This window comes from Mucilaginibacter myungsuensis (assembly GCF_015222005.1).
In the GTDB taxonomy this organism is placed as follows: Bacteria; Bacteroidota; Bacteroidia; order Sphingobacteriales; family Sphingobacteriaceae; genus Mucilaginibacter; species Mucilaginibacter myungsuensis.
On record NZ_JADFFL010000001.1, the window covers coordinates 572,532 to 585,542 of the forward strand.

Annotated in this window: 19 protein-coding genes; 16 read left to right on the forward strand and 3 right to left on the reverse strand. The window is 44.7% G+C overall.

What is annotated here, in order from left to right; genetic code table 11:
* Positions 1 to 32 precede the first annotated feature (32 nt).
* From IRJ16_RS02395 to IRJ16_RS02405, 3 genes are all read left to right on the forward strand, one after another.
* Positions 33 to 437, forward strand: coding sequence for a VOC family protein (locus IRJ16_RS02395; protein ID WP_194109914.1), 405 nt, complete (start codon positions 33 to 35; stop codon positions 435 to 437).
* 129 nt (positions 438 to 566) lie between these two features.
* Complete coding sequence (locus IRJ16_RS02400; protein ID WP_194109915.1) at positions 567 to 1,049, forward strand: group II truncated hemoglobin; 483 nt, start codon at positions 567 to 569, stop codon at positions 1,047 to 1,049.
* 124 nt (positions 1,050 to 1,173) lie between these two features.
* Positions 1,174 to 2,031, forward strand: coding sequence for a sigma-70 family RNA polymerase sigma factor (locus IRJ16_RS02405; RefSeq protein WP_194109916.1), 858 nt, complete (start codon positions 1,174 to 1,176; stop codon positions 2,029 to 2,031).
* Positions 2,032 to 2,395: 364 nt separating this feature from the next.
* Here the strand turns inward: IRJ16_RS02405 and IRJ16_RS02410 are convergent, their stop codons facing one another.
* Entirely contained in the window at positions 2,396 to 2,857 is a 462-nt protein-coding gene (locus IRJ16_RS02410) for a PA2169 family four-helix-bundle protein (RefSeq protein ID WP_194109917.1), read from the reverse strand.
* A 188-nt stretch (positions 2,858 to 3,045) separates the two neighbouring features.
* Between IRJ16_RS02410 and IRJ16_RS02415 the strand changes: the two genes are divergently transcribed.
* From IRJ16_RS02415 to IRJ16_RS02445, 7 genes are all read left to right on the forward strand, one after another.
* Complete coding sequence (locus tag IRJ16_RS02415; protein ID WP_194109918.1) at positions 3,046 to 3,396, forward strand: hypothetical protein; 351 nt, start codon at positions 3,046 to 3,048, stop codon at positions 3,394 to 3,396.
* Between the two features lie 70 nt (positions 3,397 to 3,466).
* Positions 3,467 to 3,628, forward strand: a complete 162-nt coding sequence (locus tag IRJ16_RS02420; RefSeq protein WP_194109919.1) for a DUF3606 domain-containing protein — start codon at positions 3,467 to 3,469, stop codon at positions 3,626 to 3,628.
* A 47-nt stretch (positions 3,629 to 3,675) separates the two neighbouring features.
* Entirely contained in the window at positions 3,676 to 4,119 is a 444-nt protein-coding gene (locus IRJ16_RS02425; RefSeq protein WP_194109920.1) for a hypothetical protein, read from the forward strand.
* 22 nt (positions 4,120 to 4,141) lie between these two features.
* Positions 4,142 to 4,333, forward strand: a complete 192-nt coding sequence (locus IRJ16_RS02430) for a DUF2188 domain-containing protein (RefSeq protein ID WP_194109921.1) — start codon at positions 4,142 to 4,144, stop codon at positions 4,331 to 4,333.
* 283 nt (positions 4,334 to 4,616) lie between these two features.
* Positions 4,617 to 4,910, forward strand: a complete 294-nt coding sequence (locus tag IRJ16_RS02435; protein ID WP_194109922.1) for a hypothetical protein — start codon at positions 4,617 to 4,619, stop codon at positions 4,908 to 4,910.
* Positions 4,911 to 5,098: 188 nt separating this feature from the next.
* Positions 5,099 to 6,136: a DUF262 domain-containing protein gene (locus IRJ16_RS02440; protein ID WP_194109923.1), complete on the forward strand. Its 1,038-nt coding sequence runs from the start codon at positions 5,099 to 5,101 to the stop codon at positions 6,134 to 6,136.
* Positions 6,136 to 6,762 (forward strand): hypothetical protein, encoded by a 627-nt coding sequence (locus IRJ16_RS02445; protein ID WP_194109924.1) that lies wholly within the window; start codon positions 6,136 to 6,138, stop codon positions 6,760 to 6,762. The genes IRJ16_RS02440 and IRJ16_RS02445 overlap by 1 nt, the downstream gene beginning before the upstream one ends.
* A gap of 5 nt (positions 6,763 to 6,767) precedes the next feature.
* On the opposite strand, the gene mce is transcribed toward IRJ16_RS02445, so the two are convergent.
* Entirely contained in the window at positions 6,768 to 7,169 is a 402-nt protein-coding gene (gene mce / locus IRJ16_RS02450) for a methylmalonyl-CoA epimerase (protein WP_194109925.1), read from the reverse strand.
* A gap of 91 nt (positions 7,170 to 7,260) precedes the next feature.
* Between mce and IRJ16_RS02455 the strand changes: the two genes are divergently transcribed.
* From IRJ16_RS02455 to IRJ16_RS02465, 3 genes are all read left to right on the forward strand, one after another.
* Complete coding sequence (locus tag IRJ16_RS02455; protein WP_194109926.1) at positions 7,261 to 8,472, forward strand: IscS subfamily cysteine desulfurase; 1,212 nt, start codon at positions 7,261 to 7,263, stop codon at positions 8,470 to 8,472.
* A 112-nt stretch (positions 8,473 to 8,584) separates the two neighbouring features.
* Entirely contained in the window at positions 8,585 to 8,998 is a 414-nt protein-coding gene (gene iscU, locus IRJ16_RS02460) for a Fe-S cluster assembly scaffold IscU (protein WP_194109927.1), read from the forward strand.
* A 135-nt stretch (positions 8,999 to 9,133) separates the two neighbouring features.
* Complete coding sequence (locus tag IRJ16_RS02465; protein ID WP_194110200.1) at positions 9,134 to 9,460, forward strand: HesB/IscA family protein; 327 nt, start codon at positions 9,134 to 9,136, stop codon at positions 9,458 to 9,460.
* A gap of 180 nt (positions 9,461 to 9,640) precedes the next feature.
* Here IRJ16_RS02465 and IRJ16_RS02470 read toward each other — a convergent pair whose 3' ends face one another.
* The gene (locus IRJ16_RS02470) at positions 9,641 to 10,120 is read right to left on the reverse strand and encodes a Dps family protein (RefSeq protein WP_194109928.1); all 480 of its coding nucleotides are present in this window, start codon (positions 10,118 to 10,120) and stop codon (positions 9,641 to 9,643) included.
* 113 nt (positions 10,121 to 10,233) lie between these two features.
* On the opposite strand from IRJ16_RS02470, the gene IRJ16_RS02475 reads away from it, so the two are divergent.
* Genes IRJ16_RS02475 through IRJ16_RS02485 form a run of 3 tightly spaced genes read left to right on the forward strand, consistent with a single transcriptional unit; the run spans position 10,234 to position 12,911 of the window.
* Entirely contained in the window at positions 10,234 to 10,998 is a 765-nt protein-coding gene (locus IRJ16_RS02475; protein WP_194109929.1) for a DUF4905 domain-containing protein, read from the forward strand.
* Between the two features lie 13 nt (positions 10,999 to 11,011).
* Entirely contained in the window at positions 11,012 to 12,283 is a 1,272-nt protein-coding gene (locus tag IRJ16_RS02480; protein WP_194109930.1) for a LysM peptidoglycan-binding domain-containing protein, read from the forward strand.
* Positions 12,267 to 12,911, forward strand: a complete 645-nt coding sequence (locus IRJ16_RS02485; protein ID WP_194109931.1) for a uridine kinase family protein — start codon at positions 12,267 to 12,269, stop codon at positions 12,909 to 12,911. Before IRJ16_RS02480 ends, IRJ16_RS02485 begins: the two co-directional genes overlap by 17 nt.
* Positions 12,912 to 13,011: the final 100 nt, after the last annotated feature.

A 13,011-nucleotide genomic window follows, 5' to 3' on the forward strand; every position in this document is an offset into this window, starting at 1 on the left:
CAATATAAAAACTCAACAACACCTTTATAAATATGAAAAAAGTGACCGGTCTTGGCGGTATCTTCTTTAAATCCGATGACCCTAAAGCGATGAACGAATGGTACGCTGAAAATCTTGGTTTGCCGACCAGCCCATACGGAACTGCATTTGAATGGCTCGATAAAGACGACCCGACAATTAAAGGCTCTACCGTTTGGTCTACTTTCCCTACTACCAGCAAATACTTCGACCCGTCTACCAAGCCATTCATGATCAATTATCGTGTGGCTGATCTGGTGGCGTTGGTAGAGGAATTAAAAGCCGCCAACGTGACCATCATTGATGAGATAGCCACTTACGATTACGGCAAATTCGTCCACATCCTGGATCCGGAAGGCAACGCTATCGAGCTTTGGGAACCGGCTGTAGAGAAGGATGAACAGCAGACAGCTGAGTAGGTTGTAGGTGTATACAGCGTGGGTGTATACACCATATACACTTGATCAATACTGATTATCAGTCCATTAAATTTTATCAACTAATTAAACTTACTCGTAACCCGCATCGTCTTAGTCCCTCGTCAATCAATGGAAGAAACCACAAAACCCATCCCCTCCCTCTACGAATGGGCCGGCGGTATGCCTGCCTTCGAAGTGCTTTTTACCAAGTTCTACGATAAGGTATTGCAAGACCCTTTGTTAGAACCCGTCTTTAAACACATGTCGCCCGAGCATCGCCAACATGTGGCTCATTTTGTGGCCGAGGTTTTGGGTGGACCAACACTATATAGCGACACAGATGACGGCAGTCATTTCAAAATGATCAGCAAGCACCTGTCTAAGCATCTAACGCAGGAACATCGCAAACGCTGGGTGGAGTTACTACTGGAGACCGCCGATGAGATCAGCTTACCTGATGACCCTGAATTTCGGTCAGCATTTGTGGCGTACCTGGAATGGGGTACGCGGATAGCTGTTATTAATTCTCAGTTGGACAATGTAAATATCGACGATCAGGAACCGATGCCAAATTGGGGCTGGGGCGTGCCGGGTGGCCCATACATGGGTTAACAAAGCCTTAACAATAGCTTATTATAGCCCAATTGAATAAAAACAGCCGTTTTTATCAAAATAACCGTATGCCTGACAGATATTTACGTTCAGTCCACAATTAAAAGGGTATCTTTGCCCCCACATGAGGCAACTAAAGATCACCCAATCGATAACCAACCGAGAATCACAGTCACTTGATAAATACTTAACAGAGATCGCCAAGGTCGACCTGATCACCGCCGAAGAGGAAGTGATCCTGACCCAAAAGATCCGCGAAGGCGACCAGGTAGCTTTAGAACGTTTGGCCAAGGCCAACCTGCGTTTTGTGGTATCTGTAGCCAAACAATATCAAAATCAGGGCCTTACCCTGGGCGATCTGATCAATGAAGGTAACTTAGGATTGATCAAAGCCGCCGGCCGTTTTGATGAGACCAAAGGTTTCAAATTCATATCGTACGCTGTATGGTGGATCCGTCAGGCTATCCTGACCGCTGTGGCCGAGCAGTCGCGCATTGTGCGTTTACCGCTTAACCAGGTAGGGTCGCTGAACAAGATCAGGAACGCGTCGTCTAAACTGGAGCAAAACCTGGAGCGTGCACCTACGCCCGAAGAAGTTGCCGAAGATCTGGAACTGAGCGTTGACAAGATCACCGATTCGATGTCTAACGCAGGTCGCCATATCTCTATGGACGCGCCGTTCATCCAGGGCGAGGATAACACCTTACTTGACGTTTTGCAAAACAGCGATGCCGCTACCGATAACGAACTGATCAACGAGTCTTTAGGTCAGGAGATCCGTCGCTCGTTAAGTTCATTGGCAGATCGCGAAAGAGAGATATTAGTATTGCTATACGGCCTTAACGGCATGGCACCACACTCGTTAGAAGAGATTGGCGAAAAATACGAACTGACCCGCGAACGCGTCCGTCAGATCAAAGACAAAGCGCTGATCCGCCTGCGTCAGGGCAACAGATCAAGATCTTTGCAGTCTTATTTGTAAGCTTCGATAGCGCTGAGTTAAGCTTATATTATAAAAGCGTCCACATCTACGTTGTTCATCAACGTAAGTATGGACGCTTTCTTTTTTGGGGGGCTGAATTAGAAAGATGTTATTTGATCAGCCAACTGCCCAGACGAACCATTTAATAACTTTCCTAAATCCGGCATTGGGAATTTCCGGTAGCTACCGTCCCTGCCCAAGCACTGACCGATCGTAGGAAAGTCCCACCAGCCGGGAGTTTTTCTTTGGTTACTTTCTTTTTGCGGGAAAAAGAAAGTGACATCCACTGACATTCATAACGCACACTGCCTGTCCTAATGAAATGCAGGTTGAACGTCTGGCACTGGCTTTAGAAGCAAGATGTTTACCCCACCTGCTGCAACCGCTTATCCACAGCTTCATTAGCCTCCCTCACCCCCTGCTCCTGCTCTTTGATCGCATTAACTATCTCATCAGGCAAACCTTGAATGTGGCCTAAGGCATTTTGATAAGCCTCTAAACTTTGCTCGCCGTTGTGTTTGCATTCGTTCAGTACTTCACGGATATTGGTATCAGTAGTGAACGAGTTTTTGACGTTCATCCAGGCGCGGCGCAGGTCACTGCCCATGCTTGCCTCGTACGGTGGGTCGCCGCCGGCGGCGCGGACCATCTCTTCTAACTTGGTGGCATATTGGTGGCGCTCGATAGACATGCCGTTAAAGATGGCTACATCATTCTCGCCCAAGGCCGCAAGGTCGGCGCTGACCTTACTCAAGGCCTTTGCGTGGTCAAAATTCATTTCGATCAGCTCGTTGATCGGTTCTAAAGCTTTTTTATCGGTTTCCATAGGTAGATATATTCTTGCCTATATAAAGTGATAAGAAAATTTATTGTTTGACAGGAAACATCATTAACATGAACTGATAAGAGGAGATCGTCTTGACCGACCGGCCGATCAAGACAAATTGGAGTAAACACCTGAAGCCAAAATATCCGTCATGGAATGAAACTTGCATCGGTAACAAAAACATCACTATGAATACCAATATCATATCTCCCAAACAACATTCGCTGATAGACTATGCGTTGACCGGCGGACTGCTGATCCTGCCATCCTTGTTAAAAATGAACAAGCAGGCCAAGGTGATCTACGCGATCGAGGCCGCCATCTTGCTGCCCTACGTGGCGCTCACCAAACAACCCGTCGCAGTTAAAGGCCTGATCCCACTCAAGGTGCATCAAAAGATAGACCCGTTCAACATCGCGCAGTTCGCGGCGCAAAGTCTGCTGCCTGCCTTCAGGAAGAACCGTAAGGAGCTGATATTCAACATTGCCTTTACCGCGGTAGCCGGGCTGACCGTTTTGCTGACCGACTGGAAAAAGTAAGTCAGTTTGCTGAAAACCTTTGGTTGTACAACTTGTTAATATTTTTAACTAAAACTAAACATCAAACACCATGGCAACCAAAGGAACAAAAGTAGAGCGGGCATCGGTATCCGATCAGCCGCACGAGTTAGCTTACGAAGCAAAGAAAACAGGCACCAGCAAGGAAACCGTAAAGGACGCAAAAGCGACCACGGGCAACCAGCGTAAGGCTATCGAAAAGAAAGTAAAATAACCGGCAGCCCCCCGAACATACGGGGGCTGTTTTGATAAACACATCCCATGAAAAATTTGACCAGCAACATCATTGGCGGTATAGCCGGTGCCATAGCGCTTAACGTATTGCACCAGGTGGTGAAACAATTTGTCCACGAGGCGCCCCGGGTAGACCTGGTGGGCGAGGAAGCCCTAAGCAAAGGCCTGGAAAAGGTTGGCATTGAGCCACCTACCGGCAACGCGCTGTTCACCGCTACCATGGCGGCCGACCTGGTGAGCAACGCGGTTTACTACGCCACGATCGGTATGGGTAAAAAAAAGAAGAACCTGGTATACCACGGCGCTGCCTACGGGATCACCGCCGGCATTGGCGCACTAACGCTGACCGAGCCGATGGGCCTGAACGACGCACCCGTTAACCGTACCGATGCGACTAAGGTAATGACCGTGGCCTGGTACACCATTGGCGGGATAGTAGCCGGCGCGGTGATCAAAGCGCTGCGGAAATAGTAATGCATTAATACTAAATGAGATGCCCTGGTACAACGGAGACTATCCCCCATCTTACAAGAACCAGCCGCCCAAGCTGCGCGACAAAGCGGTTGAGATAGCTAACGAGATCATTAAAGAGACCGGCGACGAAGGCCTTGCCATTGCCACCGGCCTCAAAAAGGCACGCGAATATTTTAAGGATCATCAGGACGAAGCGGATGCAGAAGAGTGATTTGGGCATCTTAATCAACAATTTTTTTTGCTAACAAATTTGGCATTTATAAAATAATTGCCTATATTTGTTAGACAGCCGGAAGTAGGACCGGCAACCTTCCAAACCTAAACCCTTATCAACATGAACCGAACAATTTCCGATAATAGCACAGACCACATCCCTGACCCGCCAGATGTTGATTTTATTGTAGGATCGTCTATACTAAAAACCAAGACACTGCTAACATCAGCATTGCTATCAATAACTATAAGAAGTTTCAAACCTTTCAAACAATTACAATATGAGTAAAGAAGAGGACCAAAATCGTCATGAACAACTTATCGACTTCTTAAATGAATTCAATCTTTATAACGGTGCTTTAAAGAAAGTGGACAAAAAATTAACTTCGAATCAATTCCAATCAATAAAAACCAACAATATCAATCAAGCTGTCAAGGTTTTAACCGATGTGCTTAACTTATCAGGAGGTTCAGTCAGCGATGTAGATTTCTATGAATTATTGCAAGCTTATTTTCAAGTGCCCTCTTACCGGGAAAAATTTAACACCCTTGTTAAGGAAGCTAAATATCATTAAAATATTACTACCCCCGCCGTGTAAAATCCGCCGGCACACATTTGTAACTTTTAATCGAACTAACTTGAGCGCCTCGCTTAAGTTCCTAACCGAGTATTAATTTAAGGGAGACGCCTTAATTGGAATACATCCAAACCATAGGCTTGAACGGGCGAGGATGTTTTCTATATTTACGTAAATTTAGTTGAATGAAAAACTTTATATTCTCAATTAGGAATTACACGATAGATGACATAAGAAGGTTAATAACTTCTAAAGAAATTGCCATACAGCCGAAGTTCCAACGTAGAAGAAGATCATGGCCACTAACAGCAAAAACGTGGCTGATTGATAGTATTATAAACAATTTTCCAATACCGGTAATTTACACAAGGGAGTTTTATGATGAATCTAATCAAAGGGTAAGGGAGATAATTGATGGCCAGCAACGTATCACTACAATCATAGAGTTTCTCAATAACGAATGGGTTTTATCTAATAATATTTCTGATGACTCATTAGTAGGTGCAACTTTCAGCCAACTGCCATTAGAAAACCAACAACGAATACTAAGTTATGAACTTGTAATACAAGCGCTTCGGGATGTAACCGACCCTGACGTTATTGCCATTTTCTCAAGAATAAACTCATTCAGCCAACCACTCAATAAACAGGAACGTAGAAATGCGGAATTTTCGGGTGAATTCAAACAGCTTGTTTATAGTTTATCAGCGAACTACTATATTTTTTGGATAAAAAATAAAATTTTCAACGATACACAAATTGGAAAAATGGACGAGGCTCTATTTGTGTCAGAAGTGTTAACAACATTTAGATATGGTTTAAAATTACTAAGTCCAATCAAAGTCGACCAAGCTTATAAATCATATACAGAGAGATACAATGAAGCGGAGCAAGATGAATCAAACTTCCACAAACTTATTAGCTGCATTTCTGCGTTGTTTCAATATCCCATTATTAAAGAAAGATTTTCCAAGCAGGTTTTCTTTTTTTCGTTATTTTTTGTTCTTGCAGAGGAACTCTTTAACGTCAACGTGCTTGAAAAGCAACCTGAAAAGAACTTCGACATCGACGTAATTAGTTTGAAGTTAACGGCTTTTATAGAGAACTACAACCACGACGTTGACAAAAACACGGGGCTCAAACAACTTTTTACGCAAGGAACTGGTAGCACCACCAGCAGAGTAACAAGACATCAGGTTTTATCAAAATACCTACGAACATAATGCCGCTCCCCCTTAAACCTTTATCATTGAAATTTCGCTCTGAAGTTGGTCAAGCCAAAAACATATTTGACAGAGAAGTACTAAATGCGAAGTCTTTTGAAAGAGACCTACTTATCGAAGCCTGTTTTTTAAAATGTGTTATAATTTGGGAAGAATTTATAGAAAATTACACGTTAACATGTTTATGCGAGGGAGAAATCCGACCAGGGGTTGTTATCAAACCAAAGAGAGGCCACCCAATATCCGTTAGTCTATTAGATGCATTTAAATCATTAAAATCGAGCCGCCCAGATTGGTCTACCCATTATTACGATTGGTTAAAACCATCTTCCTTAGAAGAAAAAATCTTGACAAGATTTGATTCGAGATCAAGACTTCAATCTATCTATTTAGACACAATTAAACATGACAGAATGATTACTGTCAGGAATGCTATTGCCCATTCTTCCAGAAAGACCATAAAATTATTGGAGACACTTTACATTAACCTAAATGGTGCCCTTCCTTATAGCGCGACAGGAGTAAGACCCGCAGATTTTTTAATTGATTTGGACGCGCATGGAAAATCATATTTTCATGTGTTATTAGACTTTTATCTTTATTTAGAAATGAAGCTTATGAGATAAATTTATCACCCCACCTCCTGACACAACTCCACCAAAACCCCGTTCGTCCCTTTCGGATGCACAAAGCAAACCAGCTTATTATCGGCGCCGCGTTTAGGGGTGTCGTTTAGTAAAATAAAACCCTCGTTCTTAAGGCGTTCCATTTCTGCAATGATGTCGGTCACTAAAAAGGCGATGTGATGGATGCCCTCCCCTTTTTTGGCTATGAATTTGGCTATTGGGCTATCGGGGTCGGTGGCTTGCAGTAGTTCTATTTTGTTGGGGCCGGTCTGTAAAAACGCGGTCAGAACATGTTCTGAGGCAACCTCTTCGGTCATGTAAACGTTAGTGTTAAGCAGCTTTTGATAGATGGTTTGCGCTTGCTCGATGCTGTTAACGGCGATGCCGATATGCTCTACCTTGTTCATAGTGTAATATTGCAAATTAATGACCCCTAACAACAGCAATGGTAAATAAAAATTAAAACTTTGCGTATCTTTGTATCGATAATTTTCAGCTATGGACTTTCCTATTTATTTAGATAATAACGCTACTACGCCATTGGACCCAAGGGTGCTTGAAGCGATGCTGCCTTATTTTAACAGCAAGTTTGGTAACGCGGCAAGCCGTAACCATGCTTTTGGCTGGGCGGCCGAAGAGGGCGTTGACTATGCCCGCGAGCAAGTGGCCAAGCTTATTGGTGCTAACGAGAAAGAGATCATCTTTACCTCGGGCGCTACCGAAAGCGACAACCTTGCCATTAAGGGTGTTTTTGAAATGTACAAAGACAAGGGTAACCACGTGATCACTACGATCACCGAGCACAAAGCTGTGTTGGATACCTGCAAGCATATTGAGAAGTTAGGTGCGCGCGTTACTTACTTAGGCGTTAAAGAAGATGGCTTGGTTGACCTTGCCGAACTGGAAGCTGCTATGACGCCGGAGACCATCCTGGTATCGATCATGTATGGTAATAACGAGATAGGCGTTATCCAGCCGATCAAAGAAATTTCGGCCATTGCGCACAAACACGGTGCCCTGTTCATGACAGATGCTACCCAGGCTGTTGGTAAGATCCCTGTTGACGTTAACGCTGACGGTATTGACCTGTTGGCCATGACGGCTCATAAAATGTACGGCCCTAAAGGTGTCGGCGCGTTATATGTTCGCCGTAAAGGACCAAGGGTTAAAGTTACTGCCCAAATGGACGGTGGCGGTCACGAGCGCGGTATGCGTTCGGGCACGTTGAACGTTCCGGGTATTGTTGGTTTTGGTAAAGCTTGCGAGCTTTGCTACAACGAGATGGAAAGCGAAGCGGCACGTTTATCGGCCATGCGCGACCGTCTGCAACGCGAACTGACCGTGTTGGAAGAAAGCTATGTGAACGGTAACGTTGAACACCGCTTGCCGCACGTAGCCAACATCAGCTTTAAATACGTTGAGGGCGAAGGTTTGATGATGGCGATGAAAGACCTGGCGGTATCATCAGGTTCGGCCTGTACTTCAGCATCGTTAGAGCCATCGTATGTACTGAAAAGCTTAGGCTTGTCAGACGACCTGGCACACTCGTCTATCCGTTTCGGTTTAGGCCGTTTCACAACGGATGAAGAGATCGACCACGCTATCGCGGTAACTAAGCATTCGGTAACCCACCTACGCGAACTTTCACCACTATGGGAAATGTTCAAAGAAGGTATCGATCTTGACTCGATCGAGTGGGCGGAACATTAAGCAGAAAGTCCGGGGTCTTAAGTCGGAAGTCTTAAGTCTTTGGAATATTAAAAATATATAATTAACAGGGTCAGACTTTTGACTCAGAACTTACGACTTAAGACTTAAAAAAATGGCTTATTCAGATAAAGTAATTGACCACTACACCAATCCACGTAACGTGGGTACTTTGGACAAAAGCAGTCACAAAGTAGGTACCGGCCTGGTGGGTGCCCCTGAGTGCGGCGACGTTATGCGCCTGCAGATAGAGGTTGACGATAATAATGTGATCACCGATGCTAAATTCAAAACCTTCGGTTGCGGTTCGGCTATCGCGTCGTCATCATTGGCTACCGAATGGTTAAAAGGCAAAAGCATCGACGATGCTATGGCTATCGACAACATGGATATCGTAGAAGAATTAGCTTTACCGCCGGTAAAGATCCACTGCTCGGTATTAGCTGAGGACGCTATTAAAGCGGCCATCAACGATTACCGCGTAAAGAACGGCTTAGCACCGATCGAGACCGAGAAATCGCACCACTAATTAAAGTACTAAGTACATCGTATCAGGTATCAAGATATTATGTACTTATTTTTTAACCATAACGGTAGACTTAGTCTAATAAGTATCAGGTATGGCTTGGTACTTGATACTAACTACCTGATACTACCTACTAAAATGGTAACTATAACTGATAAAGCAAAAGGCAAGATAGACCACCTGATGACAGATGCAGGGCTTGATGCGTCGTATTTTTTACGGGTATCGGTTCAGGGCGGTGGCTGTTCGGGTTTATCTTACAACATGGATTTTGATAACGAGGAGAAAAAAGGCGATCAGTTTTTTGAGGACCGCGGTATCCGCATTGCCTTGGACATGAAATCGTTCCTATACCTTGCCGGCACCGAGCTTGATTTCTCGGACGGATTGAATGGTAAAGGTTTCGCCTTTAACAACCCTAACGCAAGCAGAACTTGCGGTTGCGGGGAAAGTTTTTCGGTTTAAGACACCGAGTGCTTATGATATACGAAATGCCGTATCGTTTTGCGATACGGCATTTCTTGTTTTATGTTCTGACCCCTCCTCGGGGAGGGGCGCATTGGCCAAGAGCGTTAGCAGGGAGGGGTTAGTCAGATATGCATAAACGCTAACCCCTCCCTACCCTCCCAGGGGAAGGACTAAAAATTAATCTTCATTAATAAAAGACCTCAGCATCCAGGTGTTCTTTTCTTTAAACTGCATAAAGCGGTTCACCATATCGTTGGTGCCATCGTCGCCGGCATCAGCTGTGATATCTAAGATGTTGCGTTCTAAGCCGATCAGCGTCGCCATATCCTCGATCAGCACGCGGACCATGTCGGTATCTTTCATGCCAATGGTCTGCACTTCTTTTAACTCAGATGTGCCAATGTAATCGGCAAAAGTGCTGTACGGTGGTTTGCCTAAGGTGAGGATACGCTCGGCAAGCTCGTCGATGGTAAGCAACGCCTGGTTGTACAATTCTTCAAACTTAACGTGCAGGGTAAAAAAGCTTGGGCCTTTCACGTTCCAGTGGCAACCACGTAGTTTTTGGTAATGGATATGATAGTTAGCTAAAAGATCGTTCAAATGATCTACTACAGGTTTTACTGCCTTTTCGGTAAGGCTAATTTCTTTTGCGTCCATGGTATCTTGTGATGTAATGTTGATATACAAACTTAGGTATTCGGAATTTGTTTACGTCATTTTTGGTACACCGTAAAGTAAAATATCCATATTTTGCCGCCTCAAAAACAGGTATGGAACTTAAGCCTTATATCAAGCTGCAATTAGACGGTATCGTGTGGCGGATGGAGATCGACCCTGTCTCCTCTACCCTCTGTTTAGAGGTACGCCGCGAGCAGGATAAACAGGTAAGTTTCACCGCTGCCGATCTGATATCAGGCAAGATCAACTTCACCGGACTAACGGTAGACGAACGCTGGCTGACCGGCATAGAATCAGCTTATGATGGCGTACTATTATTACATGGCTATGCATCCGAAGGTAGCCCAACGCATAAAGGTTTAACTGCTTTGGACGGCACAACAGGCGAGATCTTATGGCAAGACTATAACCGCACTTTCGATCACCTGAGTACCCGGGGACCGGTTTGTTACGATACGCGTTTTCAGCCGAGAAAGTTATCTTTTGTCGACATTAAAACAGGGACGATATCAGGCACTTATGATGGGGTTTTGGATCAGGACATCGAGAGCAGGATCATTGTCCCGGATATGGTTACGGCCAACGAAACTGAGCACACTATGCTGCCCCAACAGCCTTTTGCAAATATCCTGCACAAGCTTTATCATAACAGTTATAGAATTGTATCTTTGCACGCACAAAAAACGGATGCACTGCATCAGTTACTGTATATTTATAAGGATGGTAACTTGGTTTTTACCGATCTTTTAAACTCTGATATACAAAAACTGCAGCCCGAGGCGTTTGTATTGCACGACCAGCATTTGATCTACCTGAAAAACAGAATGGAATTAAATGTGATCAAATTAGAATACTGACTAAGTAAACAACATGAGGTTAAAGGTTTTGTTATTAATATGCCCGTTCGCGGCCGCCGTAAATATCGCCATGGCTAAGCCGGTGAAGGATTCGGTAGGTGTAGAGAATGTGAGCGGCAAAAAAGTGGTCCTACATAAAGTTGAACCCAAAGAAACTTATTTTGCCGTTGGCCGCAGGTACAACGTTAAACCCAACCTGATCATTCAATACAACAACAATATCGTTTTGCAACCCGGCGCGACCATTAAGATACCGACCGAGTTACCTTTTGCAGAGCCTGTTAAGGCTGCTCCGGCCCAAATGGCATCAGCTAAACCCGAAGTAAAACAGACCATCCAACAGTTCCGAGTATCGGCAGGTGAGACCTTGTATTCTATTGCACGTCGTTTTAATACCACGGTAGATGAGATCAAAGCGTTGAATAGTTTAACGTCAGATGTACTGTCACCGGGTCAGACTTTGAACATCAAGTCGAGCGGGACTTCTGCAACGACCGAGCATACAGCTAACGTTGCAAGACCAGCCGCGACCGAAAATAGCAACACTACTTTAGCACAAGCATTGCAATCAGCCAAGTCGCAGATACAAGGCGGTCAAACTACCCAAACACAGCAGCAGGTACAATCTCCGGTCAAACAGGAGCAAACCCAGGTCACTGTCCCTGCGCCGCAAATACAAACACCTGCCCCGCAAAACAACGCACCGGTAAGTACAGCAAATACCCAACAGTACAAAGTATCTAATGGTGAGACCCTATATACCATCGCCAAAAGATTTAATACATCGGTAGAGGATATCATCGCGCTGAATAAGATCGAGAATAACACGATCACTCCCGGCCAATTGCTGACGGTACGCTCAGGTATGCCGCCTGCGGCTAAACCGGCACAACAACAGACGCAAGCTGTAGTTGCCAAACGCGATTCCACAAACCCTACGTTAGTGGACAGCCTGGGCGATAAGCATATCAATACCACCCGCTATGGCTTGTTCGAAAAGAATGAGAAAGGCGCTGCCACCTGGATGGAAGATGCTGATATCGACCCTAAAAAACAATTGGTATTGCACCGCACCGCACCTATCGGCACGGTTTTACGCATTACTAACCCAATGACCAACCGCACGGTGTTTGCCAAAGTAGTAGGTCGTTTTGCTGATAATGAATCTAACAAAGACGCTATTTTAGTGGTAACCAAAGGTGTTGCCGAGTCTTTAGGCGCAATGGATAAACGTTTCCGTGTTAATGTAAGCTACGGGGTACCGGCTAATGAGCAACAACAATAAACCGTATATTATCGGGATCGCCGGGGGCAGCGGATCCGGTAAAACCTTCTTTTTAAAATGTTTCCTAACGCATTTTACCGATGCGGAAGTTTGTCTGGTGTCGCAGGATGATTATTACATCCCGGTAGCGCATGATATGACGCCGGAAGAGAACAAGTTATATAACTTTGACCTGCCGACGACCATCGACCGTGAGCACTTTTTTAATGATATCACCAATCTGCGTAATGGCGAGACCATTATTAAGCACGAGTACACCTTCAATAACCCTAACGCCGTACCAAAGGTGTTAGAGATCAAATCGGCACCGATCATCATTGTAGAAGGTCTGTTCATTATGCACTTCAGCGAGATAGCCGATGTGCTGGACATGAAGATCTTTATCGAAGCTGAAGATGATATCGCCTTAGCGCGTCGCCTTAAACGTGATCTGTTAGAGCGTGGCTATTCGCACGATGATGTAATGTATAAATGGCATAACCACGTGGTGCCGTCGTACCAGGAATTTTTATTGCCTTACCGCGAGGTTTGTAATACGATCATCGTTAACAATACTAACGTTGGGGATGATATCATTGCGATCACGGATAAGATATCGTACGAATTGCGGGAGAAAGTGTTGAGTTAGATCTTGATATTTTATAACATATATTGATGCCCCGTTTAGGGGCATTTTTTGTTTGGCTTTCTTGTTATCGATGGGAAAGAATGTGAATTATTTTTTATTT